The 23628-nt window shown below is 67.3% G+C and carries 32 protein-coding genes; 5 read left to right on the top strand and 27 right to left on the bottom strand.

What is annotated here, in order from left to right:
• Positions 1 to 27: 27 nt before the first annotated feature.
• From map to secY, 3 genes are read right to left on the bottom strand one after another with little or no spacing between them, the layout of a single operon-like run.
• Positions 28 to 828, bottom strand: coding sequence for a type I methionyl aminopeptidase (map, locus tag AWC18_RS01840; protein WP_064998468.1), 801 nt, complete (start codon positions 826 to 828; stop codon positions 28 to 30).
• Positions 828 to 1379 carry an adenylate kinase gene (locus tag AWC18_RS01835; protein WP_064998467.1) on the bottom strand — a complete coding sequence of 184 codons (552 nt, stop codon included), beginning with the start codon at positions 1377 to 1379 and terminating at the stop codon, positions 828 to 830. Before AWC18_RS01835 ends, map begins: the two co-directional genes overlap by 1 nt.
• Positions 1376 to 2704 (bottom strand): preprotein translocase subunit SecY, encoded by a 1329-nt coding sequence (secY, locus tag AWC18_RS01830; protein ID WP_064998466.1) that lies wholly within the window; start codon positions 2702 to 2704, stop codon positions 1376 to 1378. Before secY ends, AWC18_RS01835 begins: the two co-directional genes overlap by 4 nt.
• Before the next feature lie 319 nt (positions 2705 to 3023).
• On the opposite strand from secY, the gene AWC18_RS01825 reads away from it, so the two are divergent.
• The 3 genes from AWC18_RS01825 to AWC18_RS01815 all read left to right on the top strand — a co-directional run bounded on the left by AWC18_RS01825 (position 3024) and on the right by AWC18_RS01815 (position 6168).
• Positions 3024 to 3947, top strand: a complete 924-nt coding sequence (locus AWC18_RS01825; protein WP_064998465.1) for a class I SAM-dependent methyltransferase — start codon at positions 3024 to 3026, stop codon at positions 3945 to 3947.
• Between the two features lie 5 nt (positions 3948 to 3952).
• On the top strand, positions 3953 to 4861 hold the full coding sequence (locus tag AWC18_RS01820) for an SAM-dependent methyltransferase (protein WP_064998464.1): 909 nt from the start codon (positions 3953 to 3955) through the stop codon (positions 4859 to 4861).
• Positions 4862 to 4935: 74 nt separating this feature from the next.
• Positions 4936 to 6168: a serine hydrolase domain-containing protein gene (locus tag AWC18_RS01815; RefSeq protein WP_085137286.1), complete on the top strand. Its 1233-nt coding sequence runs from the start codon at positions 4936 to 4938 to the stop codon at positions 6166 to 6168.
• Between the two features lie 15 nt (positions 6169 to 6183).
• Here AWC18_RS01815 and sppA read toward each other — a convergent pair whose 3' ends face one another.
• The 13 genes from sppA to AWC18_RS01750 form a co-directional block, all read right to left on the bottom strand.
• Entirely contained in the window at positions 6184 to 7953 is a 1770-nt protein-coding gene (gene sppA / locus AWC18_RS01810) for a signal peptide peptidase SppA (protein WP_085137284.1), read from the bottom strand.
• A 106-nt stretch (positions 7954 to 8059) separates the two neighbouring features.
• Positions 8060 to 8500: a 50S ribosomal protein L15 gene (gene rplO, locus AWC18_RS01805; RefSeq protein ID WP_064998461.1), complete on the bottom strand. Its 441-nt coding sequence runs from the start codon at positions 8498 to 8500 to the stop codon at positions 8060 to 8062.
• Complete coding sequence (gene rpmD, locus AWC18_RS01800) at positions 8497 to 8679, bottom strand: 50S ribosomal protein L30 (protein ID WP_019738973.1); 183 nt, start codon at positions 8677 to 8679, stop codon at positions 8497 to 8499. Before rpmD ends, rplO begins: the two co-directional genes overlap by 4 nt.
• A gap of 2 nt (positions 8680 to 8681) precedes the next feature.
• Entirely contained in the window at positions 8682 to 9377 is a 696-nt protein-coding gene (gene rpsE, locus AWC18_RS01795) for a 30S ribosomal protein S5 (RefSeq protein WP_105295603.1), read from the bottom strand.
• 34 nt (positions 9378 to 9411) lie between these two features.
• Entirely contained in the window at positions 9412 to 9819 is a 408-nt protein-coding gene (gene rplR, locus AWC18_RS01790) for a 50S ribosomal protein L18 (RefSeq protein ID WP_064998460.1), read from the bottom strand.
• 2 nt (positions 9820 to 9821) lie between these two features.
• Positions 9822 to 10361, bottom strand: a complete 540-nt coding sequence (rplF, locus tag AWC18_RS01785) for a 50S ribosomal protein L6 (RefSeq protein ID WP_064998459.1) — start codon at positions 10359 to 10361, stop codon at positions 9822 to 9824.
• Positions 10362 to 10374: 13 nt separating this feature from the next.
• On the bottom strand, positions 10375 to 10773 hold the full coding sequence (rpsH, locus tag AWC18_RS01780; RefSeq protein WP_013830245.1) for a 30S ribosomal protein S8: 399 nt from the start codon (positions 10771 to 10773) through the stop codon (positions 10375 to 10377).
• A 19-nt stretch (positions 10774 to 10792) separates the two neighbouring features.
• On the bottom strand, positions 10793 to 10978 hold the full coding sequence (locus AWC18_RS01775; RefSeq protein WP_024440399.1) for a type Z 30S ribosomal protein S14: 186 nt from the start codon (positions 10976 to 10978) through the stop codon (positions 10793 to 10795).
• Between the two features lie 2 nt (positions 10979 to 10980).
• Positions 10981 to 11544: a 50S ribosomal protein L5 gene (gene rplE, locus AWC18_RS01770; RefSeq protein ID WP_064998458.1), complete on the bottom strand. Its 564-nt coding sequence runs from the start codon at positions 11542 to 11544 to the stop codon at positions 10981 to 10983.
• 2 nt (positions 11545 to 11546) lie between these two features.
• On the bottom strand, positions 11547 to 11864 hold the full coding sequence (rplX, locus tag AWC18_RS01765) for a 50S ribosomal protein L24 (protein ID WP_064998457.1): 318 nt from the start codon (positions 11862 to 11864) through the stop codon (positions 11547 to 11549).
• On the bottom strand, positions 11865 to 12233 hold the full coding sequence (gene rplN / locus AWC18_RS01760) for a 50S ribosomal protein L14 (RefSeq protein ID WP_024440402.1): 369 nt from the start codon (positions 12231 to 12233) through the stop codon (positions 11865 to 11867).
• Between the two features lie 229 nt (positions 12234 to 12462).
• Positions 12463 to 13329, bottom strand: a complete 867-nt coding sequence (locus tag AWC18_RS01755; protein WP_085137282.1) for a formylglycine-generating enzyme family protein — start codon at positions 13327 to 13329, stop codon at positions 12463 to 12465.
• A 1-nt stretch (position 13330) separates the two neighbouring features.
• Positions 13331 to 15679: an arylsulfatase gene (locus AWC18_RS01750; protein WP_085137280.1), complete on the bottom strand. Its 2349-nt coding sequence runs from the start codon at positions 15677 to 15679 to the stop codon at positions 13331 to 13333.
• A gap of 224 nt (positions 15680 to 15903) precedes the next feature.
• On the opposite strand from AWC18_RS01750, the gene eccE reads away from it, so the two are divergent.
• Positions 15904 to 17094 (top strand): type VII secretion protein EccE, encoded by a 1191-nt coding sequence (gene eccE / locus AWC18_RS01745; RefSeq protein ID WP_085137278.1) that lies wholly within the window; start codon positions 15904 to 15906, stop codon positions 17092 to 17094.
• Between the two features lie 68 nt (positions 17095 to 17162).
• Here eccE and rpsQ read toward each other — a convergent pair whose 3' ends face one another.
• From rpsQ to rpsJ, 11 genes are read right to left on the bottom strand one after another with little or no spacing between them, the layout of a single operon-like run.
• On the bottom strand, positions 17163 to 17480 hold the full coding sequence (gene rpsQ, locus AWC18_RS01740; RefSeq protein WP_085137276.1) for a 30S ribosomal protein S17: 318 nt from the start codon (positions 17478 to 17480) through the stop codon (positions 17163 to 17165).
• On the bottom strand, positions 17480 to 17722 hold the full coding sequence (gene rpmC, locus AWC18_RS01735; RefSeq protein WP_085137274.1) for a 50S ribosomal protein L29: 243 nt from the start codon (positions 17720 to 17722) through the stop codon (positions 17480 to 17482). Before rpmC ends, rpsQ begins: the two co-directional genes overlap by 1 nt.
• Positions 17722 to 18138 (bottom strand): 50S ribosomal protein L16, encoded by a 417-nt coding sequence (gene rplP, locus AWC18_RS01730; protein ID WP_064998451.1) that lies wholly within the window; start codon positions 18136 to 18138, stop codon positions 17722 to 17724. Before rplP ends, rpmC begins: the two co-directional genes overlap by 1 nt.
• 2 nt (positions 18139 to 18140) lie before the next feature.
• On the bottom strand, positions 18141 to 18983 hold the full coding sequence (gene rpsC, locus AWC18_RS01725; RefSeq protein ID WP_064998450.1) for a 30S ribosomal protein S3: 843 nt from the start codon (positions 18981 to 18983) through the stop codon (positions 18141 to 18143).
• On the bottom strand, positions 18983 to 19594 hold the full coding sequence (rplV, locus tag AWC18_RS01720; RefSeq protein WP_085137272.1) for a 50S ribosomal protein L22: 612 nt from the start codon (positions 19592 to 19594) through the stop codon (positions 18983 to 18985). Before rplV ends, rpsC begins: the two co-directional genes overlap by 1 nt.
• Positions 19591 to 19872 carry a 30S ribosomal protein S19 gene (rpsS, locus tag AWC18_RS01715; RefSeq protein WP_006245110.1) on the bottom strand — a complete coding sequence of 94 codons (282 nt, stop codon included), beginning with the start codon at positions 19870 to 19872 and terminating at the stop codon, positions 19591 to 19593. The genes rplV and rpsS overlap by 4 nt, the downstream gene beginning before the upstream one ends.
• A 17-nt stretch (positions 19873 to 19889) precedes the next feature.
• Positions 19890 to 20726 carry a 50S ribosomal protein L2 gene (gene rplB / locus AWC18_RS01710; protein WP_024440413.1) on the bottom strand — a complete coding sequence of 279 codons (837 nt, stop codon included), beginning with the start codon at positions 20724 to 20726 and terminating at the stop codon, positions 19890 to 19892.
• A gap of 27 nt (positions 20727 to 20753) precedes the next feature.
• On the bottom strand, positions 20754 to 21056 hold the full coding sequence (gene rplW / locus AWC18_RS01705) for a 50S ribosomal protein L23 (RefSeq protein ID WP_064998448.1): 303 nt from the start codon (positions 21054 to 21056) through the stop codon (positions 20754 to 20756).
• Positions 21056 to 21712, bottom strand: a complete 657-nt coding sequence (gene rplD / locus AWC18_RS01700) for a 50S ribosomal protein L4 (protein ID WP_085137270.1) — start codon at positions 21710 to 21712, stop codon at positions 21056 to 21058. The genes rplW and rplD overlap by 1 nt, the downstream gene beginning before the upstream one ends.
• The gene (gene rplC, locus AWC18_RS01695) at positions 21712 to 22365 is read right to left on the bottom strand and encodes a 50S ribosomal protein L3 (protein WP_064998446.1); all 654 of its coding nucleotides are present in this window, start codon (positions 22363 to 22365) and stop codon (positions 21712 to 21714) included. The genes rplD and rplC overlap by 1 nt, the downstream gene beginning before the upstream one ends.
• A gap of 26 nt (positions 22366 to 22391) precedes the next feature.
• Positions 22392 to 22697 (bottom strand): 30S ribosomal protein S10, encoded by a 306-nt coding sequence (rpsJ, locus tag AWC18_RS01690; RefSeq protein WP_003883485.1) that lies wholly within the window; start codon positions 22695 to 22697, stop codon positions 22392 to 22394.
• 400 nt (positions 22698 to 23097) lie between these two features.
• Between rpsJ and AWC18_RS01680 the strand changes: the two genes are divergently transcribed.
• Entirely contained in the window at positions 23098 to 23571 is a 474-nt protein-coding gene (locus AWC18_RS01680; RefSeq protein ID WP_085137268.1) for a hotdog fold domain-containing protein, read from the top strand.
• Positions 23572 to 23628 lie beyond the last annotated feature (57 nt).

Here is a 23628-nt window from a genome sequence, read left to right as displayed (position 1 = left end):
CCACCGGTCGGCCGACGGCCGCTACGGTCAGCCGGCCGGGCTGGTCAGAATCCTGGGCCCGTCCTCGGTCACCGCGACGCTATGCTCCCAGTGCGCGGCGCGTGACCCGTCGGCGGTGACCACGGTCCACTCGTCTTCGAGGATCACCGTCTGGTCGGTTCCCAGGGTCAGCATCGGCTCGATGGCCAGCACCGAGCCCGCCACCAGCAGCGGTCCGCGACCCGGGGCTCCCTCGTTGGGCAGGAAGGGGTCCATGTGCATCTGGCGGCCGATACCGTGACCGCCGTAACCCGCGACGATGCCGAAGGAGCGCTTGAACTGCGTCGAGGCGGCGCGGGCGCCCATTTCGATCGCGTGCGACACGTCGCTGAGGCGGTTGCCCACCACCATCGCCGCGATTCCTGCCTCCATCGCCTGCCGGGTGGCCGCGGACAGGTCTTGGTCGGCGGCGCTCACGGTTCCGATCCCGAACGTGACCGCGGCATCACCGTGCCAGCCGTCCAGGATCGCCCCGCAGTCGATGGACACCAGGTCACCCTCGGCCAGCACCTCGGCCGCCGTCGGGATACCGTGCACCACCCGGTCGTTGACCGAGCTGCAGATCGACGCCGGGAACCCGTGGTAGCCCAGGAACGATGGCGTGGCGCCCGCGTCCCGGATCACCGATTCGGCGATCTCGTCGAGTTGCAGGGTGGAGACTCCAGCGACCGCAGCTTCACGGACCGCGGCCAGCGCTGCGGCGACGACGGCGCCCGCCGCAGCCATCGCGTCGAGCTCACCCGGGCTGCGAGACGGCACGGCCTTGCGCCGCTTCGCCCACCCGACCACTACTGTCCCAGGGCGTTCAGGGCCCGGGCGAACACCTCATCGGGCGTGCCAAGCGCGTCCACGACGTGCAGGTCGTGCTCGTCCTGGTAGTAGTCCAGCAGCGGCGTGGTCTCCTCGCGGTAGACCGTCATGCGGTTGTGGATGACTTCGGCGGTGTCGTCGGCGCGCCCACGTTCCTTGAGCCGCTTGAGCAGCTCGCTCTCGGTGACGCGGAACTCGAGCACGGCATCCAGTTTGGTCTGGCGGCGCTCCAGCATGGTGTGCAGCGCCTCGGCCTGCTCCACCGAGCGGGGGTAGCCGTCCAGGATGAACCCGTTTGCGGCGTCGGGCTGGTCGATCCGGTCCTCGACCAGCGCGTTGGTCAGCTCCGGCGGCACCAGGTCGCCCGCATCGAGGTACTGCTTGGCCTGCTTGCCCAGCTCGGTGCCCTCGGCGATGTTGTGGCGGAACAGATCGCCGGTGGAGATCTGCGGGACGCCCAGCTTTTCCGCCAGCTTCACGGCCTGGGTGCCCTTGCCGGCCCCCGGCGGTCCCAGCAGTACGACTCTCACTTGAGGAACCCTTCGTAGTTGCGCTGCATGAGCTGGCTCTCGATCTGCTTCACCGTGTCCAGACCGACGCCGATCATGATCAGAACCGCGGTGCCACCGAACGGCAGGTTCTGAACGGTGCCCGAGTTGCCCATCTGCAGGAACAGGTTGGGCAATACCGAGATGACACCAAGGTAGATGGAGCCGGGCAGCGTGATCCGGCTGAGCACATAGCGCAGGTAATCCGCGGTCGGGCGTCCCGGCCGGATGCCCGGAATGAAGCCGCCGAACTTCTTCATCTCGTCGGCCCGCTCGTCGGGATTGAACGTGATCGACACGTAGAAGTACGTGAAGAAGATGATCATGCCGAAGTACAGCGCGATGTAGACCATGTTGGACGGGTCGGACAGGTAGGTGCTGACGAATTTGTCCCACCAGCTGTTACCGGGCCCGCTGCCACTGCGTACCAACTGGGTGATCAGCTGCGGGATGTAGATCAGCGACGAGGCGAAGATGACCGGGATGACGCCGGCCTGGTTGACCTTCAGGGGCAGATACGTCGACGTGCCGCCGTACATGCGCCGGCCCACCATGCGCTTGGCGTACTGCACCGGGATACGGCGCTGGCCCTGCTCGACGAAGACCACGCCGACCACGATGACCAGCGCGGCCAGGCAGACCATGGTGAACACCACGCCGCCGCGAGAGTCGAGGATGGTCTTGCCCTCGATCGGGATGCGGGCGGCGATACCGACGAAGATCAGCAGCGACATGCCGTTGCCGATGCCGCGCTCGGTGATGAGCTCACCGAGCCACATCACCAGCACCGCGCCGGAGGTCATCACCAGCACGATCACCAGCAGGGTGAAGATGCTGTGGTCGGAAATGATGTCGTGGCGCAGGCTGCAGGTCTGCAGCAGTCCACCGTTGGCGGCCAGCGCCACGATGCTGGTGGCCTGCAGTACGGCCAGCGCGACCGTCAGGTAGCGGGTGTACTGCGTCATCTTGTTCTGGCCGGACTGGCCTTCTTTACGCAGCTCCTCGAAACGCGGGATCACCACGGTGAGCAGCTGCACGATGATGCTGGCGGTGATGTAGGGCATCACGCCGATGGCGAACACCGTCAGCTGCAGCAGTGCGCCGCCGGAGAACAGGTTGATCAGGGAGTACACCTGCGCGGCGTCGCCACCGCTGACTTCCTTGATGCACTGCTGGACGTTCTGGTAGTCGACGCCGGGCGACGGGATCGCGGCTCCCAGCCGGTACACCACAATGATGCCCAGCGCGAACAGGATCTTGCGCCTCAGGTCGACAGTCCGCAGTGATGAGATGAAAGCCGAGAACACTCTTCTCCTCCTGCGCAGCCGAGGTCCGGTCGCGGCGTTCCAATGGGCTGTTCTGTCCCAGCCCCGGTTAGTCCTGGGTTAGTCCTGCGTTTTCGCGTCCACGTGCCGGCCGATCACGACGAGGCCACGCGAGTCCTAAGCGCGTCAGCAGTCTACGAGAGTAACAGCTGCGCACCACGGACCGGGCGGGCGTTGGCGGCACTGCCAGGCTTCGATCAGCGTAGCGGCGTAGAGTCATCGATGGCTCGTTAAATGCACTAACTATGTTCCCCGGCGGCGCTCGCCCGGCAGCCAGATAGACAGACAGGAGTGCGCACCTATGGCACGTACCGACAACGACACCTGGGACCTGGCCTCCAGCGTGGGTATCACCGCCACGGGCGTGGCCGTGGGCCGTGCGATCGCCAGCAGAGCAGATCATCACCTGATCGATGACCCGTTTGCCGAACCGCTGGTGCGCGCCGTGGGCCTGGATCTGTTCACCAAATTGGCCAGCGGTGAGATCGGACCGGACGACTTCGGCGACCAGGCCCCGATGGACCTGGCCCGGATGGCCGACAGCATGGCCGCCCGCACCCGATTCTTCGACGACTTCTTCGTCGAGGCGGGCGCCGCAGGCATCCGCCAGGTCGTCATCCTGGCCTCCGGGCTGGACTCGCGCGCCTACCGGCTGGACTGGCCGGCGGGCACCGTCGTCTATGAGGTTGACCAGCCGGAGGTCATCGAGTTCAAGACCCGGGTGCTGGGCGAGCAGGGTGCACAGCCCACCGCCGACCGGCGGACCGTCTCGGTCGACCTGCGCGAGAACTGGCCGGCGGCGCTGCGGGCGGCAGGCTTCGACCCCGCCCTGCCGACCGCCTGGAGCGCTGAGGGACTGCTGGGCTACCTGCCCCCGGACGCACAGGACCGGCTGCTCGACACCGTCACCGCATTGAGCGCGCCCGGCAGCCGGCTCGCCACCGAGAGCAACCCGGGGCTCGACGCGGACACCGAAGAACAGGCCCGAGCGCGCATGCGGGAAGCCGCGGAGCGGATGCGCAGCCACGGGGTCGACATCGACATGGCCGAGCTGCTCTATTTCGGGGACCGCAACGAAGCCGGCAGCTATCTGGCCGGCCACGACTGGCGCGTCGACAGTCACGACGTCAGCGCACTGTTCGCCCAGTACGGGCTGCCACCGCTGGATATCGACGATGAGCCCGGCTTCGGCAAGCTGGCCTACATCAGCGCGGTTCGGGGCTGAGCACCATGGCACGCACCGAGAACGACAGCTGGGACCTGGCTTCCAGCGTGGGCACCACCGCCACCATGGTCGCCGCCGCCCGCGCGCTGGCCTCCGCGGAAGCGAATCCGCTCATCTCCGACCCTTTCGCGGCGCCCCTGGTGCGCGCGGTCGGGATCGACTTCTTCACCAGGCTGGTCGACGGCACGCTGGACCCGGAGGTGGCCGCGGAGGCCGAGTCCGCGGCCGGCCCGATGACCGCCGTGATGGCAGTACGCACCCGGTTCTTCGACGACTTCTTTCTGCAGGCCGCGGACGCCGGCGTCCGGCAGTCGGTCATCCTGGCCGCCGGACTGGACTCGCGGGCCTACCGGCTGGGTTGGCCGCCGGGAAGTGTGGTCTTCGAAATCGACCAGCCGGATGTGATCGAGTTCAAGTCGGCAACGCTGGCCGGCTTGGGAGCCCGGCCTACCGCCGTCCGCCGCGCCGTGGCCGTCGATCTGCGCGACGACTGGCCGGCTGCATTGCGCGCCAGCGGTTTTGATGAGACGAAACCCACCGCGTGGAGCGCCGAGGGCCTGCTCGTCTATCTGCCGCCGGATGCGCAGGACCGGCTGTTCGACCACATCACCGCATTGAGCGCCCCCGGTAGCCGGGTGGCCACCGAATACCACCCCGACGGCGCGGCGGCGCTGGGCGCCTCGAACCAGTCACTGGGACAGCGCTTCGCCGACCAGGGCCTGGATCTCGACATCGCCACCCTGGTGTACTCCGGCGAGCGAAACCCGGTCGGGCAATATCTGACCGAGCGTGGGTGGCAGGTGCGCGAGCGTGGCCGAGAGACCGTGTTCGCCGACTACGGCCGCACCTTCCCCGACGGTGAGATCGTGGCCCGGCTGCGTAATTCGGTTGCCATCGAGGCGATTCGCACCTGAGCCTCGCAACCGGTGTTTCGGGCGAAATCGCCATTCGGCGATAGCGGGGTGACCAGCGACGGTATAACCACCCCATGGCGCTCAAGGTCGACGTTCCCCCCGATCTGATCGGCGGCGACGTCGATGCGGGCTACGGCAAGGTCGCCGATGCGTTCCGGGCCAACTTCGCCCGCGGCCGTGAGGTGGGCGCCGCGGTCTCGGTGTACCGCGACGGAGTCAAAGTGGTTGACCTGTGGGGCGGCTACCGCGACGGTGGCGCCCGTGAACCCTGGCAGCGCGACACCATGGTCAACGTCTTCTCCAGCACCAAAGGCGTGGCGGCCCTGACCGTGGCGCTGGCGGTCTCGCGGGGACTGTTCGGGTACGACGACAAGGTGGCAACCCACTGGCCGGAGTTCGGCCAGGCCGGCAAAGGCGACATCACGGTCCGCCAGCTGCTGGGTCATCAGGCCGGCCTGAGCTCGCTGAAGCCCGCACCCAAGCTGGCCGACGTCGCCGTCCCGGATCGGCTGGCGCCCATGCTCGCCGCCCAGAAGCCGCTCTGGGCCCCCGGCACCCGACACGGGTATCACGCGATCACGTTGGGCTGGTACGAATCCGAACTGATCCGTCGTACCGACCCGGCGGGTCGAACCCTGGGCCGGTTCTTCGCCGACGAGATCGCGCGGCCCCTCGGCCTGAACCTGCACATCGGCCTGCCGAGTTCGGTGACCCGCGATCACGTGGCACTGCTGCACCAGTGGAAGCGCGCCGAAACCCTGCTGCATCTCAATGTGATGCCCCCGGCCCTGGTGGCGGCGGCGTTCAACCCGTTCGGTCTGCTGGGACGAGCCAGCTCCATGCCACGCGACATCAAACCCTGGGACGGAGACTACGACCGCGACGACGTGCGCACCGTGGAGATCCCATCGGCCAACGGGATCGGTTCTGCTTCGGCGATCGCGCGGCTCTACGGCGCCGCAGCGACCGCGGATCCGGCCTTACCGCTGAGCCCCGGAGTGCACGACGAGCTTGCGGCGATGCCGGCACCGCCATCTCGGGGGGAACGCGACAAGGTGCTGGGCGTCGAGGTGGTGTTCTCACTGGGGCTGTCCAAGCCGGCGTTCGGCTCGGCCTTCGGGTCCTCGGACAGGGCTTATGGCACGCCGGGTTTCGGTGGCTCTTTCGGATTCGCCGACCCCGACACCGGAATCGGTTACGCCTACGTGATGAACCGCCTGGGCTTTCACCTCTACAGCGATCCTCGCGAACTCGCGCTGCGCCAGGCCTTGTTCCGCGACGTGCTGGGTGCCCGGCTGCAGTCCTGAAAGGTCAACCGCACGTCACCAGCGCGACTCCCCCAGCCACAGCACCTGCGCACCGTTGACGGAGCGGTCGAGCTGGTCGACCAGCCCGGTCACCGACCGCACCAGCAGGGCGCCGACGGCATCGGACAGCGCCGCCGCCGGCTGCGACGACTGACGCGGCCGGACGAACTCCCAGAACGACGAACCGGGGTAGGAAACGGTGCGGACCGCAGCTTCCGGGTCGAGGCCGGCCAGTACCTTGGCGCGGCGCACCGCAGTGCGCAGCCCGCCCAGCTCATCGACCAACCCCCGCTCGGCAGCGTCGGCGCCGGTCCACACTCGCCCACGCGCCACCGCATCCACCGCATCGGTGGACATGTTGCGGCCCTGCGCCACCCGGGCCACGAAGTCGTTGTAGAACAGATCGGCTTCGGTCTCGACCTGATCTTGCTGCTCGGCGGTGAACGGGGCGTTGATCGACCAGGCGTCGGCGTTGGCACCGGTGCGCACCGAGTCCGTCCCCACCCCGAGGCGGTCCTTGAGCGCACGGGCGACCAGCTTTCCGGTCACCACCCCGATGGATCCGGTGATGGTGGCCGGGTTGGCCACAATGGTGTCGGTGCCGGCGGAGATGTAGTAACCGCCGGACGCCGCGACCGCCCCCATCGAGGCCACCACCGGCTTGCCCGCTGCGCGGGCCTGCTGCACTGCTCGCCAGATGGTTTCAGACCCGGTGACCGAACCACCGGGACTGTCCACCCGCAACACGATCGCGGCCACCGCATCATCGGCGGCGGCCTCGCGCAGCGCCGCGGCAATCGTGTCGCCGCCGACGTTGCGGTTGCCCAGCGGCGACAACTGCGGCCCGCCGGAGCCGCTGACGATTGCCCCGGACACCGTCACCACCGCTATTGCCGGTTTGGCCTTGCGTCCGGGCAGCGTGGGTCCTGACTCAGCCGTGGCGTGGGCATAGCGCCCCAGGTACAGGCGCGGAGGCGCACCGTCGTCGTCGGCGCCCGTGGCGCCCTCGGCGCCGGCCAGCTCGGCGATCCGGTCATAGGCCTCGTCGCGGAATCCGATCCGGTCGATCAGACCCGCCTGGACTGCGTCGTCGCGCAGCAGTGGTGCCCGGTCGGCCAGCGCGTCGACGACATCGGCATCGAGCTTGCGGGATTCGGCGACGGCGGCGCGCACCTGTGCGTGCAGGCTCTGCACCAGCGCGGTGTCGGCCTCGCGGTGCGCGTCGGTGTAGGAATCCTGGGTGAACAGGTTGGCCGCCGACTTGTATTCACCCCGGGCCACGAACTGCGCCTCGATGCCGGCCTTGCCCAGCGCAGTGCGCAGGAAGGTCGCGTTGGTGGCGAAACCGATCAGCCCCACCGTCCCGGACGGCTGCATCCAGACTTCGCCGAAGGCCGAAGCCAGGTAGTAGGACAGCGTGCCCGGGTAGGTTTCTGCCCACGCCAATGTTGGTTTGACGGCGGCAAAGTCGGCGATCGCCGCCCGCAGCTCCTGTACCGGCCCGGCGGCCGCCGACGACAGCTGCACGCGTGCGATCAGGCCGGCGACCCGTGGATCTTCGGCCGCACGGTGGATGGCGGCCACCACATCACGCAGCACCGGCGGCCGCCCGCCGGATCGGATCAGGGCCAGCGGATCGAAGGCCCCGGTCTCGTGGGGCAGTTCCTGCAGGTCGAGTTCGAGGATGACGCCGTCGGGCACACCGTGGTGCCGGGCGGTGTCGATGCGGCGGGCGACGCCGCGCAGGTCATCCAGGCCGGGCACGCCGGTCAGCAGGGAGAACATGATTTCGAGCCTACCGTCGGCCTGCGAGACGGCCGCCAGACGCAGAATCGCACCCCACCGAGGAGGTGGGGTGCGATTCTGTTGCTGCTTGTGCGGGGGGCGAACCCTACAGCTCGGTGGCGGTGCCGCCGGCTGCGGTGATCTTGTCCTTCGCGCTGCCGCTGAACTTGTGGGCGGTGACGTCGGCCTTGACCGTCAGCTTGCCGTCACCGAGCACCTTGACCAGCGTGTTCTTCCGGACGGCGCCCTTGGCGACCAGCTCGTCGAGGCCGATGGTGCCGCCCTCGGGGAACAGCCGGTTGATGTCGCCGACGTTGACGACCTCATACTCGGTGCGGAACCGGTTACGGAAGCCCTTCAGCTTGGGCAGCCGCATGTGGATCGGCATCTGCCCACCCTCGAACCGGACCGGCACGTTCTTGCGTGCCTTGGTGCCCTTGGTGCCGCGACCCGCGGTCTTACCCTTGGAGCCCTCACCACGACCGACGCGGGTCTTCTTGGTGTTCGACCCGGGCGCGGGGCGCAGGTCGTGCAGCTTGATGGTCATTCTGCTTCCTCCACTTGCACGAGGTGGTGAACAACCCGGATCAGCCCACGGGTCTGCGGGTTGTCCTCACGCACCACCGATTGGCGGATCTTGCGCAGGCCCAGGGTGCGCAGGCTCTCGCGCTGCTTCCAACGCGCACCGATGGTGCCGCGGACCTGGGTGATCTTCAGGTTAGCCATGATTACGCCGTGCCTTCCCGCGCCGCGGCGGCAGCCAGAGCTTCGCTCTCGCGACGAGCCTTGAGCATCGCGGCCGGCGCAACGTCTTCGATGGGCAGGCCACGACGGGCCGCCACCTCTTCGGGACGCTGCAGCATCTTCAGCGCGGCCACCGTGGCGTGCACCACGTTGATCGCGTTGTCGCTGCCCAGCGACTTGGACAGGATGTCGTGCACGCCTGCACATTCCAGCACGGCACGCACCGCGCCGCCGGCGATGACACCGGTACCCGGGCTGGCCGGGCGCAGGAACACCACACCGGCGGCGGCTTCGCCCTGCACCGGGTGGGTGATGGTGCCACCGATCAGCGGCACCCGGAAGAAGCCCTTGCGGGCCTCCTCCACACCCTTGGCGATCGCGGCGGGCACTTCCTTGGCCTTGCCGTAGCCGACGCCCACCAGGCCGTGGCCGTCGCCGACGATCACCAATGCGGTGAAGCTGAACCGGCGGCCACCCTTGACCACCTTGGACACCCGGTTGATCGCGACGACGCGCTCCAGGTAGTTGCTCTTGTCGCCGTCCCGGTTGTCGCGGCCGCCACGGCCGCCGTCGCGGCCGCCCCGTCCACCGCGGTTGTCACGGTTGTCGCGCCCGTCGCTGCGGGGGGCACTGCCCGTGTCGGGACCTGCCGAGGAGGCCCCTGTCGGCTGCTCCGCCATCATGCGGTCCTTCCAGTCATCGTCAAGTCAGTCATCAGAAGTTCAATCCGCCCTCACGTGCCGCGTCGGCGAGCGCCGCGATACGTCCACCGTAGGTGTAGCCACCGCGGTCGAACACCACGTTCTGCACGCCGGCGGCCTTGGCGCGCTCGGCGATCAGTTGGCCGACCCGCACACTGTGGGCCTTCTTGTCGCCGTCCACACCCCGCACGTCGGCCTCGATCGAGGACGCCGCGGCCAGCGTGTGACCAGCGAGGTCGTCGACCAACTGGACGTGGATGTGCCGCGCGGAGCGGTGGACGACCAAGCGCGGACGCTCGGGGGTGCCGGCCACCTTCTTGCGCAGGCGCGCGTGCCGACGAATCCGGTGCGCACGGCGAACCTCGGAGATGTTCTGCCCGACGGGCTTGCGGTCCGGGGTGCCTGTCTGTGATTGCGCCATCGCTACTTACCTGTCTTTCCGACCTTGCGGCGAACCTGCTCACCCTCGTAGCGCACGCCCTTGCCCTTGTAGGGGTCGGGGCGGCGCAGACGGCGGATGTTCGCCGAGATCTGGCCGACCTTCTGCTTGTCGATGCCCGAGACCGAGAACTTGGTGGGCGTCTCCACCGCGAAGGTGATGCCCTCCGGAGCCTTGATCAGCACCGGGTGGCTGTAGCCCAGCGCGAACTCCAGGTCGCTGCCCTTGAGCGCGACGCGGTAGCCGACGCCGAAGATCTCCATCTTGCGGACGTAGCCCTCCGACACACCGGTGACCAGGTTGGCCAACAGGGTGCGGCTCAGGCCGTGCAACGACCGGTTGCGCCGGTCGTCGTCGGGCCGGCTCACCACGAGGGCGCCGTCGTCGTTGCGAATGACGGCGATCGGCTCCGCAACGGTGAGCTCCAGGGTGCCCTTGGGTCCCTTGACCGATACGTTCTGACCATCGATGGTCACGTCGACCCCGGCGGGAACCGGGACCGGCTGCTTACCAATACGCGACATGTCTGCTACTCCCTCACCACACGTACGCGAGGACTTCGCCGCCCACGCCCTGCCTGGCCGCCTGACGGTCGGTCAGCAGACCTGAGGACGTGGAGATGATCGCCACGCCCAGGCCACCGAGCACCCGGGGCAGGTTGGTCGACTTTGCATAGACCCGCAGGCCCGGCTTGGACACCCGGCGCAGACCGGCGAGGCTGCGCTCCCGGTTCGGGCCGTACTTGAGGTTGACCACCAGCGCCTTGCCCACTCGGGCGTCTTCGACGTGGTAGTCGGTGATGTATCCCTCGCGCTTGAGGATCTCGGCGATGTTCGCCTTGATCTTCGAGTGCGGCAGGGTCACCTCGTCGTGGTACGCCGAGTTGGCGTTACGCAGACGGGTCAGGAAGTCCGCGATGGGATCCGTCATAGTCATTTAGGCTGCTCCTCCACCCTCACCAGCTGCTCTTCTGCACACCGGGCAGCTCGCCGGCGTGCGCCATTTCGCGCAGGCAGATTCGGCACAGGCCGAACTTCCGGAGCACCGCGCGCGGGCGGCCGCACTTGTTGCAGCGGGTGTAGGCGCGCACCGCGAACTTGGGTTTGCGGGCGGCCTTGATAACCAACGCCTTCTTAGCCATGGTCAGTTCTCCTTGAACGGAAAGCCGAGAGCCCGCAGCAGCGCTCGTCCTTCGTCGTCGTTGGTCGCCGAAGTGACGACGGTGATGTTCATCCCCCGCGGGCGGTCGATGGAGTCCACGTCGATCTCATGGAACATCGACTGCTCGGCCAGCCCGAAGGTGTAGTTGCCGGAACCGTCGAACTGCTTGGCCGACAGCCCGCGGAAGTCGCGGATACGCGGCAGAGCAATCGAGGTGAGCCGGTCCAGGAACTCCCACATCCGGTCACCGCGCAGGGTGACCCGGGCGCCGATCGGCATGCCCTCGCGCAGCTTGAACTGTGCGATGGACAGGCGGGCCTTGCGGATCTCCGGCTTCTGGCCGGTGATCGCGGCCAGGTCGTTGACCGCGTTGTTGATCAGTTTGGCGTCCCGGGCGGCTTCGCCGACACCCATGTTCACCACGACCTTCACCACGCCCGGGATCTGCATCACGTTGGCGTAGTTGAACTCTTTGTTGAGCGCGTCGCGGATCTCTTCGCGGTAGCGCACCTTCAGCCGAGGCTGGGTCTTCTCTGCAGTCGTCATCTCTAGATGTCCTTGCCGTTGCGCTTGGAGACGCGAACCTTCTTGCCGGACTCGGCGTCCACCCGGTAACCGATCCGGGTGGGCTTTCCGTCAGAGTCGACGACCATCACGTTCGAGACGTGGATCGGGGCCTCCTGCGTGACGATCCCGCCCGAGGAGGCACCGGCCTGGTTGGCCGAGTTCGCGACGTGCTTCTTGATCCGGTTGACGCCCTGGACCAGTACTCGGTTGCGGGCGGGGTATGCCTGCAGGACCTTGCCCTTGGCGCCCTTGTCCTTACCGGCGATGACCAGGACGGTGTCGCCCTTGTGGACCTTCATCTACAACACCTCCGGTGCCAGCGAGACGATCTTCATAAACTTCTTCTCGCGCAGTTCACGGCCGACCGGCCCGAAGATGCGGGTTCCGCGCGGGTCGTTGTCGGCCTTGATGATGACGGCCGCGTTCTCGTCGAACTTGATGTAGCTGCCGTCGGCGCGGCGACGCTCCTTGACGGTGCGCACCACGACGGCCTTGACGACATCACCCCGCTTGACGTTGCCGCCCGGGATGGCGTCTTTGACGGTCGCGACGATGACATCACCGATGCCGGCGTAACGCCGCGACGAGCCGCCGAGCACCCGGATGCACAAGATCTCCTTGGCGCCGGTGTTGTCGGCGACCTTCAATCGCGATTCCTGCTGAATCACCAGATCTCCTAGATAATCGGGGCGACGCGCGGCATGGCGGTACCAGCCGGAGTCTCCCCGGACGTGCGTGGGTCTTGCAGTTCTAACGGAGCCGATGAGCACGCAGGGCCAACATTCGCTGGCCGAGGTCTGCTCACGGCAACCCCTGAAGTCTAGGTGACGCCTCGCCAGACTCCAAATTGCTGGTCGAGATGCAACCTAACCGCACGAAGCGGGCGTGCCCAGCCGGCTAATCGATGGCGCACCGGAAGCCGATATGGCTCGTGGCGGTGTCCTGCGACTGCGGGGACCGGGCCGCGGGACGATAGCGATGGCAGTACTCCGGCGCACACAGATGCGATCCGCCCTTGAGGGTCTGACTGATGTCCGGGCGGGCCGGCCCGGTCGGCGCGCAGCAGGACTTCGGCGGCGCGTCCAGGCGATGGTGGGCCGAGAACTCGGTGGCCGTCCACTCCCAGACGTTGCCGATCATGTCGACCAGCCCCCACGCGTTCGGCGGAAATGTTCCCACCGGCGAGGCCCCGGTCCAGCCCGAGGCACCGTCGTTGCGATGGGGAAAGTCGCCCTGCCAGGTGTTGGCCATCAACACCCCACCCGGCTTCTCGTCCTCGCCCCACGCATAGGTGCTCGTGCTCCCGGCCCGGGCGGCGTACTCCCATTCGGCTTCGGTCGGCAGTCGCCGCCCCGCCCACCGGGCATACGCCGCCGCGTCGGGATAGGCCACCTGGACCACCGGGTGGTCCGGCTTGTCCGCGACGGTGCTGCCCGGCCCCAGTGGGTGCCGCCAGCTGGTGCCGGGGATCCACCTCCACCACTGCCGCCAGTCGCGCAGGTCGACCGGCCCGTCGGGGGGATGAAACACCAGGGCGCCCGGTTCGACGTCGCCGTACAGTGCGGGATCGAGTGCCTGCTCGGCCAGGGTCACATAGCCGGTTGCGGCGACGAATGCGGCGTACTGCGCATTGGTCACCGGATGCCGTTCCAGCGCGAACGACTGCACCGCCACCGTGTGAATAGGCGCCTCTTCGGGATAGAAACTCGTCGAGCCCATCCGGAACACTCCGGCCGGGATCTCGACGAGGTCCGTCAGCGTCATGTCAATCTCGCGAAAACGCAGCCGCGATCTCTCTTTTCACATCCAGGTACGGTTCGCCGCTGACGTCCACGGCCACCTCACCGATGGTTCCGCCGGTGAAGGGGAACGGCGCACGGTAGGCCGACGACACCGCCTGGCCGGTATTGCGCCCCACGCTGACACCGCCGCCCGCCAGCGCGAAGGCGCCCGGTTGGGCGACCATGCCGGGCAGGGTGGCGACCACCTCGTCATCGATGTACAACGACGCATCGCCGACCGGCGTGTGACTGCCCTCGACCGTTCCGGTGCGATCGAACCGGACACCGAAAATGTGGTGCCCCACCGGAACCGGACCGGGCGAAGACAGCCACTGCTCGCGCTCGCCGAGGAAGTTGTAGACGTAGTGCAGTCTGCCGTCCTGGACGAACAGCGCATGCCCGCCGTGCCGGGCGCCCTGCTTGAACAACAGTCCCTCCGCCGCGGCCGAATCCACCGTGACCGTGGCCAATACCGAGAATGACCGGCCGCGAAGCTCCACGCACGCCCCCAACGGCACCTCGGCGGTGTTGGGGTAATAGGTGTAGCTGGTTCGGTCGCCTGCCAGGTAGGGCCGCTGCCGAGTGGTCATCTCGAAGATGTTCAAGTCCGCCAACGGCAGGCCGTTGTACTTCTGTGCCTCGGCGAACCACAGCGCCTGAAGCTCGGCGAGCTTCTCGGGGTGTTCTGCGGCCAGGTCACGAGACTGACTGCGGTCCTCGGCGAGGTGGTAAAGCTCCCACCGGTCGTCATCGAAATGACTCCAGCCCGACGGGGTCGCCGCATGCACCGTGTTGGCGAACCAGCCTCGGTGCCAGATTCCGCGGGTGCCCAGCATGGTGTAGAACTGGGTGTTCTTTCCGGTGTCGGCGGCCGGATCAAGCAGCGCCGCTTTGAAGCTCACGCCTTCCAGCGGTCGCTGGGCGACACCGCGCACGGTCTCCGGCGGCGTGATGCCGATCAGGTCGTAGACCGTCGGGGTCACGTCGCTGACGTTGACATAGTTGTCCCGAATCTCGCCACGCGCGGGGATTCCGTTGGGCCAGCTGACGATCGCGGGATCGGCGATGCCGCCCTCATGGGAGGCGTAGCGCTTGTAGAGCTTGTAGGGCGTGTTGAATGCCATCGCCCAGCCGACCGGGTAGTGGTTGTAGGTCTCCGGACCACCCAGTTGATCGAAAAGTTTCATCGCCTCTTCGACCGAGTCGAGGTAACCGTTGAAGAACTTGTTCTCGTTGGGTGATCCGTTCGGTCCCCCCTCGCCGCTGGCCCCGTTGTCGGAGATCACCACGACGATGGTGTTGTCCAGTTGCCCGGACTCCTCCAGGTAGTCCAGGATCCGCCCGATCTGGGCGTCGGTGTAGGTCTGGAAGCCCGCGAACACTTCCGCCATCCGGGCGAACAGACGCTTCTCGGAGTCATCGAGGCTGTCCCACGGACGGACCATGTCCAGCAACGGCCAGGGCTGGCCGTCGGCACTGGTGACGCCGGCGTAGGGGTTGACCTCGGTGAGCTCGGTGTCCTGCGGCACCAGCCCCAGCTTCTTCTGGTTCTCCAGCACGATCTCGCGATACTTCTCGTAGCCCATGTCGAAGCGCCCGGCGTAGCGGTCTGCCCATTCGGTGAACACATGGTGCGGGGCGTGGCCGGCGCCCGGGCAGACGTAGCCGAACCAGGGCTTGCCGGGCGCGATGGTCTGCGCATCGCGGATGAATTCGATTGTGCGGTCGGCGATGTCCTTCGACAGGTGGTAGCCGTCCTCCGGCGTGGCGGGCGGCTCCACCGGGTGGTTGTCGTAAACCAGATCGGGGTACCACTGGTTGGTCTCGCCGCCCATGAACCCGTAGAACCGTTCGAAGCCACGCTGGGTGGGCCAGTGCCGCCGAGTGGCGGCCATGTTGGACTCTTCCAGCGGGGTCAGGTGCCACTTGCCCACACAGAAGGTGTTCCAGCCCTGTTCGGCGAGAACCTCACTGAGCAGGGCGGTTTCGAAGGGGATGCGTCCGCTGCAGTTGGGGAAGCCGTCGGTGAACTCTTCGATGGTGGCCATGCCGACGCTGGTCGCGTTCCGCCCGGTCAGCAACGAGGCCCTGGTCGGAGAACACAGGGCGGTGGTGTGGAACTGGGACAGCCGGACGCCGCGCTCGGCGATCCGGCTCATCGTGGGCATCTCCACCAGCCCGCCGAAGCAGTCCCAGGTGGCGATGCCGGTGTCGTCCCACACCAGGTACAGCACGTTGGGTGCGCCCTCGGGGGCGGTTGGCGCTGCGAAGGGTCCCCAGTCGGGTTCGGAATCCCGGATGTCGAGACTTACCTTGCCCGTGAATTCCACCATGCATCACTCCGTTTGTCGTCCGCCGGATCCGATGAGACACTACCGGCCCGGTGACCGCCCGGCAGCGTTTGATGCCGTAGGCCGCCCGCGCGTCCGGCGATGCTCGGTTGCACCGCCTCGGGCAGGATCGCCGGATTGGGAGGTTTGACGCGGCCTCAGAACGGGTAGCCCGGTCACCGCATACTTCATGCAGTTCTGGGGGGAACCATGAAACGGATACGCCGATGAGGGCGCAGCATTCGCTGGGACTGGATCTGTCGTGGCTGCGCGTGACCACGGTTTTTCTGATCGACATCGCCATCTTGTGGGTCGCCGGTCATTGGCCGCCCCAGCTCGGCACCGCCGAGCGAGCCTGGTGGCCGGCGGTGGGTCTTGCCGCGGTGCTCACCACGGCCGCGTTGATCACCCATCGCCGGGTTCCCCTGACGGCGATCGTGCTGGCGCGGCTGCTCGATCGCTTCGCCACTCCTGCGGCACTTCTCACCGAAGGCTGCACACCCGGTTTCGACCACCGACGTCGCTACAGTCGCGACGTCGTCGGAGTACGTGAACACCGCGGGAAGCTGGTCTCGGTCATCGCCATAGCCGCCGCGGCGGCCGAGACGATCGGGCGCCATCGCCGTGTCCCGGCACCGGTGCCCGAACTTTCCGCTCAGGTCGTCGCCGCGGGTCTGCGCCAGTTCGACGTCCGCCTCGACGGGATCGACATCGTGTCAGTGCGCACGTGCCACTCCCCTGATGCCTCCTCCGGTGACGAACACAGCAGCGACACAGCCGCGGAGCACGCGCCGGGACCTTCGCCCCCACCGGACAACTGGCTGATCTTGCGGATGGATCCGATGCGCAACACCGAGGCGGTGGCGGTTCGCGACTCCGTCGCGGCGACCCTGGCCGCGGCCACCGAACGGCTGACCCGCGACCTGTGCGAACGTCATCTGGATGCGCGAGTCCTGTCAGCCGAGGAATTCGACCACGTCGACGCGGCCGTGCTGGCCGGGCTGCACCCGACCCGGATCCGCCGCCGTCGCCGCCGCCTGAAGCAGAAAGAGCGCAAGGGGCCCAAGCAGTTCGCGGCCACTTTCTGGGTGTCGCCACGCGACATCTCCACCGAGAATCTGGCGCAGCTGTGGGTGCCCGACACCGACACAACCGCGGTCACGGTGCGCCTGACGCCGCGACAGCGCCACACCGACGTCGCCGTCCTGGTGCGCTACCACACCGCCACCAGACTGCGCCGATCCACATCGGCCGGGTTGAACCGCCTCAACGGGCGCCAACTGACGGCCTTGAGCACCAGTCTGCCGACACCGACACGACGCACCCTGGCGGTGCCGGCTCGAGTGCTCAACAGCCAGGATTCGCTGCAGGTTCCGCTCGGTTCGGCTGCGCCGCAACAGGTCCAGGTGCCGGCGTGAGCCGAGCAAACCCTGAAACGACCAAGCCCCGCGACACCGGTCGCGGGGCTTTGTCGTCACTGCGTGTACTACTTGGCCTTCTCCAGGATCTCCACCAGGCGCCAGCGCTTCGACGCCGACAGCGGGCGGGTCTCCATCAGCGACACGCGGTCGCCGATGCCGGCCGTGTTGTTCTCGTCGTGCGCCTTGACCTTCTTGGTGGTCCGGATGATCTTGCCGTAAAGCGGGTGCTTCACGCGGTCCTCGAGCTCAACGACGATGGTCTTCTCCATCTTGTCGCTGACCACGTAGCCGATCTGGGTCTTGCGGCGGCCGCGCACCACGTCAGTGCGCGGGGTGTGCTTGGGACCCTTGTCCGCGGCGTTAGCCTTTGCAGCCTGTGCCATTACGATGCCTCGCCTTCAGAACCAGCGGGAGCGGGCGCCAGGCCCAGTTCCCGTTCGCGCAACACGGTGTAGATGCGCGCAATCTGATGGCGCACCGTGCGGAGCCGACGGTTGTTGGTGAGCTGCCCGGTCGCCATCTGGAAACGCAGGTTAAACAGCTCTTCTTTGGACTCGCGCAGCTGCTCGACAAGCTCGTCGCCGCTAAGCTCGCGCAGTTCGCCGGCGGTAACTCCCACTGCCATCAGAACTGCTCCTCTCGGGTCACAATGCGCGCCTTGATCGGCAACTTGTGGATCGCCCGGGTCAGTGCGGCGCGGGCGATGGCCTCGTTGGGGTAGCTCAGTTCGAACAGCACCCGGCCCGGCTTGACGTTGGCGACCCACCACTCGGGCGAACCCTTACCGGAACCCATACGGGTTTCGGCAGGCTTCTTGGTCAGCGGACGGTCCGGGAAGATGTTGATCCACACCTTGCCGCCACGCTTGATGTGCCGGTTGATGGCGATACGAGCCGATTCGATCTGCCGGTTGGTGACGTAGGCGTGCTCCAGTGCCTGGATGCCGTACTCACCGAACGTCACCGAGGTGCCGCCGCTGGCGATACCCCGCTGCTTGGGGTGGTGCTGCTTGCGGTGCTTGACCTTACGGGGAATCAACATGATCAGCTCTCCGTACTCTGCGTTTCCGCTGCGGCGGGAGCGGTCTCGGTGACCGTTTCCGCAGCAGCGGCGTTCTCGGTGCTCTCAGCGGCCCGCCCGGCGTCGGTGCTGGTCGCGGTGGTACCCGAGGCGCCGCTACGGCGCGGGCGGGTGCCCGACGGGCGCTCGCGGCGCGGACGGTCGGCCGACGGTGCGGCAGCGGCCAGCTCGCGCTTGCCACCGACGATGTCGCCCTTGTAGATCCAGACCTTCACCCCGATCCGGCCGAAGGTGGTCTTCGCCTCGTACAGCCCGTAGTCGATGTCGGCGCGCAGCGTGTGCAGCGGCACCCGACCTTCACGGTAGAACTCCGAGCGGCTCATCTCAGCGCCGCCGAGACGACCCGAGCACTGCACCCGGATGCCCTTGACGTTGGGCTGACGCATCGCCGACTGGATCGCCTTGCGCATCGCGCGGCGGAACGCCACACGGTTGCTCAGCTGCTCGGCGACGCCCTGGGCCACCAGCTGCGCCTGCGACTCGGGGTTCTTGACCTCGAGGATGTTCAGCTGCACCTGCTTGCCGGTCAGCTTCTCCAGGTCGGCACGGATCCGGTCGGCCTCGGTGCCACGGCGACCGATGACGATGCCCGGACGCGCGGTGTGGATGTCGACGCGAACCCGGTCACGGGTGCGCTCGATCTCGACGTCGGCGATGCCGGCGCGCTCGAGACCGCTCGACAGCAGCCGGCGGATCGCCACGTCTTCCTTGACGTAGTCCGCGTACTGCTTGTCGGCGTACCACCGTGACTTCCAGTCGGTGGTGATCCCGAGCCGGAAGCCGTGCGGGTTGATCTTCTGGCCCATTACTCCGAGCCCTCCTTCGCGTCGGACGTCTCAGGCGCCTTCTTGGCTGCCGCCTTCTTGGCGGGCGCCTTCTTTGCCGCCGCTTTCTCAGTCGTCTTCTCGGCAGCCTTGGCCGCGGAAGCCTTCTTGGCCGGCGCCTTCTCGGTCGCCTTGGCGGCCGAAGCCTTCTTGGCTGGCGCCGTCGCGGCGGCCTTGCTGCCCTGCGCACGCCGCGCCCGTGCGGCGCTGGCGGACTGCGCCGAGCCGCCACCGGAGGACGGCCGACTCTCCACCACCACCGTGATGTGGCTGGTGCGCCGACGGATCCGGTACGCACGCCCCTGGGCGCGCGGCTTGATCCGCTTGGCGGTCGGGCCCTCGTCGGCGTAGACGCTGGCCACCACGAGGGTGGACGGGTCCAGGCCGTCGTTGTTCTGGGCGTTGGCAGCAGCGCTGGCGATGACCTTGGCCACCGGCAGGCTGGCCTGCTGCGGTGCCCAGCGCAGGATGTCCAATGCGTCGGACACCGACTTGCCGCGGACCAGGTTGATCACCCGGCGCGCTTTGCTGGCCGAAACCCGCACGAAGCGGGCCTTGGCGACAGCGGACGGAAATTCAGTGGTGGCACTCACCGGCGCTTAGCCTTCCGGTCGTCTTTGATGTGTCCCTTGAAGGTGCGCGTCGGAGCGAATTCGCCGAGCTTGTGCCCGACCATCGACTCGGTGACGAATACCGGAACATGCTTGCGGCCATCGTGTACGGCGAACGTGTGCCCGATGAAGTCCGGGATGATCGTCGACCGACGCGACCAGGTCTTGATGACCTGCTTGGTGTTCTTCTCGTTCTGGACGTCGACCTTCTTGAGCAGATGGTCGTCGACGAACGGACCCTTCTTGAGGCTGCGTGGCATCGCTTTCCCTCCGATTCCTAGCGCTTCTTGCCGGTGCGCCGGCGTCGGACAATGAGCTTGTCGCTGGGCTTGTTCGGCCGGCGGGTGCGACCCTCCGGCTTACCCCACGGGCTGACCGGGTGCCGGCCGCCGGAGGTCTTGCCCTCACCACCACCGTGCGGGTGGTCCACCGGGTTCATGACGACACCACGGACGGTCGGGCGCTTGCCCTTCCACCGCATACGGCCGGCTTTACCCCAGTTGATGTTGGCCTGCTCGGCGTTGCCCACCTCACCGACGGTGGCGCGGCAGCGCACGTCGACACGGCGGATTTCGCCGGAAGGCATACGCAGCGAGGCGTAGGCGCCTTCCTTACCCAGCAGCTGGATGCTGGACCCGGCCGAGCGGGCCAGCTTGGCGCCGCCGCCCGGGCGCAGCTCCACCGCGTGCACCAGGGTGCCGGCGGGGATGTTGCGGAGCGGCAGGTTGTTGCCCGGCTTGATGTCGGCGTTGGCGCCCGACTCCACCACGTCGCCCTGAGACAGACCCTGCGGGGCGATGATGTAGCGCTTCTCACCGTCCAGGTAGTGCAGCAGCGCAATACGCGCGGTGCGGTTCGGGTCGTACTCGATGTGGGCGACCTTGGCGTTGACGCCGTCCTTGTCGTGACGACGGAAGTCGATCACGCGGTAGGCACGCTTGTGACCGCCACCCTTGTGCCGGGTGGTGATGCGGCCGTGGGCGTTACGCCCACCGTGGCCGTGCAGCGGCCGAACCAGCGACTTCTCCGGGTGAGAGCGGGTGAGCTCAGCGAAATCGGAGACGCTGGCACCGCGACGACCCGGGGTCGTCGGCTTGTACTTGCGGATTCCCATGTCAGTTAGATCTCTCTCTCACTCCGGTCAGGCCGGTGCGGCGAACAGGTCGATCGGCTTGCTGCCGGGGGCCAGAGTCACGATGGCGCGCTTGGTGTCCTTGCGCTTGCCGTAACCGGTGCGGGACCGCTTGCGCTTGCCCGGCCGGTTTGCGGTGTTCACCGACGAGACCTTGACCGCGAAGATCTTCTCGATCGCGATCTTGATCTGCGTCTTGTTCGAGTCCGGGTGCACCACGAACGTGTACACGTTGTCCTCGATCAGCCCATAGGACTTCTCGGAGATGACCGGCGCGATGATGATGTCGCGGGGATCGGTGATGGTCGCCATCAGGCCGAAACCTCCTCGGTTTTGGCAGTGTGAGCCTCGATGTAGGAGTTCAGGGCCTCGACGCTGAACACCACGTCGTCGGCACGCAGCACATCGTGGGTGTTGAGCTGGTCCGGGGACAGGATGTGCACACCCGGGAGGTTGCGCACGCTCTTGGCGCCCGTCTCGTCGGCCCGGCCGATGACCACCAGCACCTGCTTGCGGTCCGTGATCGAGCCCAGGAACTCCTTGGCGCTCTTGGTCGACGGGGTCTGGCCGCTCACCAGCTCGGTGATCGCGTGGATCCGGCCGTTGCGCGCCCGGTCCGACAACGCTCCGCGCAGGGCGGCGGCGATCATCTTCTTCGGGGTGCGCTGGCTGTAGTCACGCGGCTTGGGGCCGTGCACCACGCCACCACCGGTGAACTGCGGCGCCCGGGTCGAGCCCTGACGGGCCCGGCCGGTTCCCTTCTGCCGGTAAGGCTTACGGCCACCGCCGCTGACCTCACCGCGGGTCTTGGTCGAGTGCGTACCCTGACGGGCCGCGGCCAACTGAGCGATCACCACCTGGTGCATGAGCGCGATGTTGGCGGGAGCGTCGAACAGCTCGGCGGGCAGCTCAACCGAGCCGCTGGACTTGCCGTCCGGAGCTTTGACGTCAATCTTGATGCCGGCCATTACTTCTCACCCTTTTTGATCGCGCTGCGGACCAGAACCAGTCCACCGTTGCGGCCCGGAATGGCGCCCTTGATCAACAGCACACCGTTCTCGGCGTCAACCTTGTGCACCACCAGGTTCTGGGTGGTGACGCGGTCGCTGCCCATCCGGCCCGACATCCGAGTGCCCTTGAACACCCGGCCGGGGGTCGAGCAGCCACCGATCGAACCCGGCCGACGGTGCACAGCCTGAGCGCCGTGACCGGCGCCCTGGCCGCGGAAGCCGTGCCGCTTCATGGTGCCGGCGTAGCCCTTGCCCTTGGAGGTTCCGGTGACGTCGACGTAGCTGCCGTCCTGGAAGATCTCGGCGGTCAGCTCCTGGCCGACCTCGTAGGCGGCTGCGGCGGCCTCGTCGTCGAGACGCAGCTCGGCGAGGTGACGGCGGGGGTTCACTCCGGCGGCGGCGTACTGGCCGGTGAGCGGCTTGTTCACCTTGCGGGGGCTGATCTCGCCGTAGGCGAGCTGCACGGCGCTGTAGCCGTCGCGCTCGGGGGTACGGATGCGGGTCACCACGTTGGGTCCGGCCTTGACGACCGTGACCGGCACGACCTTGTTGTTCTCGTCGAACACCTGCGTCATGCCCAGTTTGGTACCCAAAATACCTTTGCGTGCCATGGTTTTCGGTAGCTTCCTACTGGGATCTATTGGATATTGACGTCGACGCTGGCCGGCAGATCGATGCGCATCAAGGCGTCAACGGTCTTCGGCGTGGGATCGAGGATGTCGATCAACCGCTTGTGGGTGCGCATCTCGAAGTGCTCCCGCGAGTCCTTGTACTTGTGCGGGGACCGGATGACGCAATACACGTTCTTCTCGGTCGGCAGCGGCACCGGGCCGACTACAGACGCACCGGTACGGGTGACCGTCTCAACGATCTTGCGCGCCGAGGCGTCAATCGCCTCGTGGTCGTAGGCCTTGAGCCTGATGCGGATCTTTTGTCCCGCCACGCTTCTGCTACCTCACTCCTGCAAAGGGGGTCCGTGTTTCGAACCCTGTGTGCCCCAGCTCGCCTGTTTCGGACCCGTGAGTCCGTGTCGACACTGCGCTGGGCGCTGCCGCCGCTGTTTACCTGTCCTGGTCCACCGGTCCCCGCGGTCGGGCGTGTCGCCCGCACACGGTCTCGTACACGGTGAAAAAGCTCCGTGTGGCGAGAGTGGGACCGGACGCGCCCGGGTGGGCGCTGGTCGTATGCCCGGCCAGGGGCAACCCCGGCGCAGGCGAACCTGAATAGTATGCCCCAGATCGGGTCAGCGGCCAAATCCCCAGCGATCGCGCTCCGCAGGCCTGGATTCGACAGCCCTGGAGCCACCCGCCATTCCACCTTACTTGCCGGTAAGATAGGTCATCGTGACCGGATCTACCAGTACTTATCGGGCATGGCGGCGACTGGCGGGTATCCCCGGCGGGACCCGGCTGTTCTCGGCTGCGGCGATGGCCCGGGTCCCCTACTTCGCCTCGGTGCTGCCGCACGTGGTCCGGATGGAACCGGGACTGGCCGAGGTGCTGGTGCCCAAGTGGCCGTTCGTCTACAACCACCTGCACACCGTGCACGCGATCGCCTCCTGCAACGCCGCCGAAGTGGCGATGGGGATGTTGATGGAGGCCACCGTGCCGCGCAGCCACCGCTGGATCCCCAAGGCGATGAACGTGGCCTACCTGGCCAAGGCGACGACCTCGTTGCGGGCCACCGCCCGACTGGACCCACCGGATTTCGCCGCGATCAACGAAGGCGCGGAGGTGGTGGTGCCGGTGAGCATCACCGACAAGGCCGGTGTGGAGGTGGTGCACGCCGACATCACCACCTGGGTCACGCCGGCCTGATCACGGAAAGAGAAGGCCGAACGCCCACCTCATCATTTGGCAGGGCAGTACCCCGGA

It is taken from the genome of Mycolicibacter nonchromogenicus, assembly GCF_002101775.1.
In the GTDB taxonomy this organism is placed as follows: domain Bacteria; phylum Actinomycetota; class Actinomycetes; order Mycobacteriales; family Mycobacteriaceae; genus Mycobacterium; species Mycobacterium nonchromogenicum.
The sequence above is the reverse complement of the archived record's forward strand: the minus strand, read 5'-3'. Positions and strand labels throughout refer to the sequence as shown.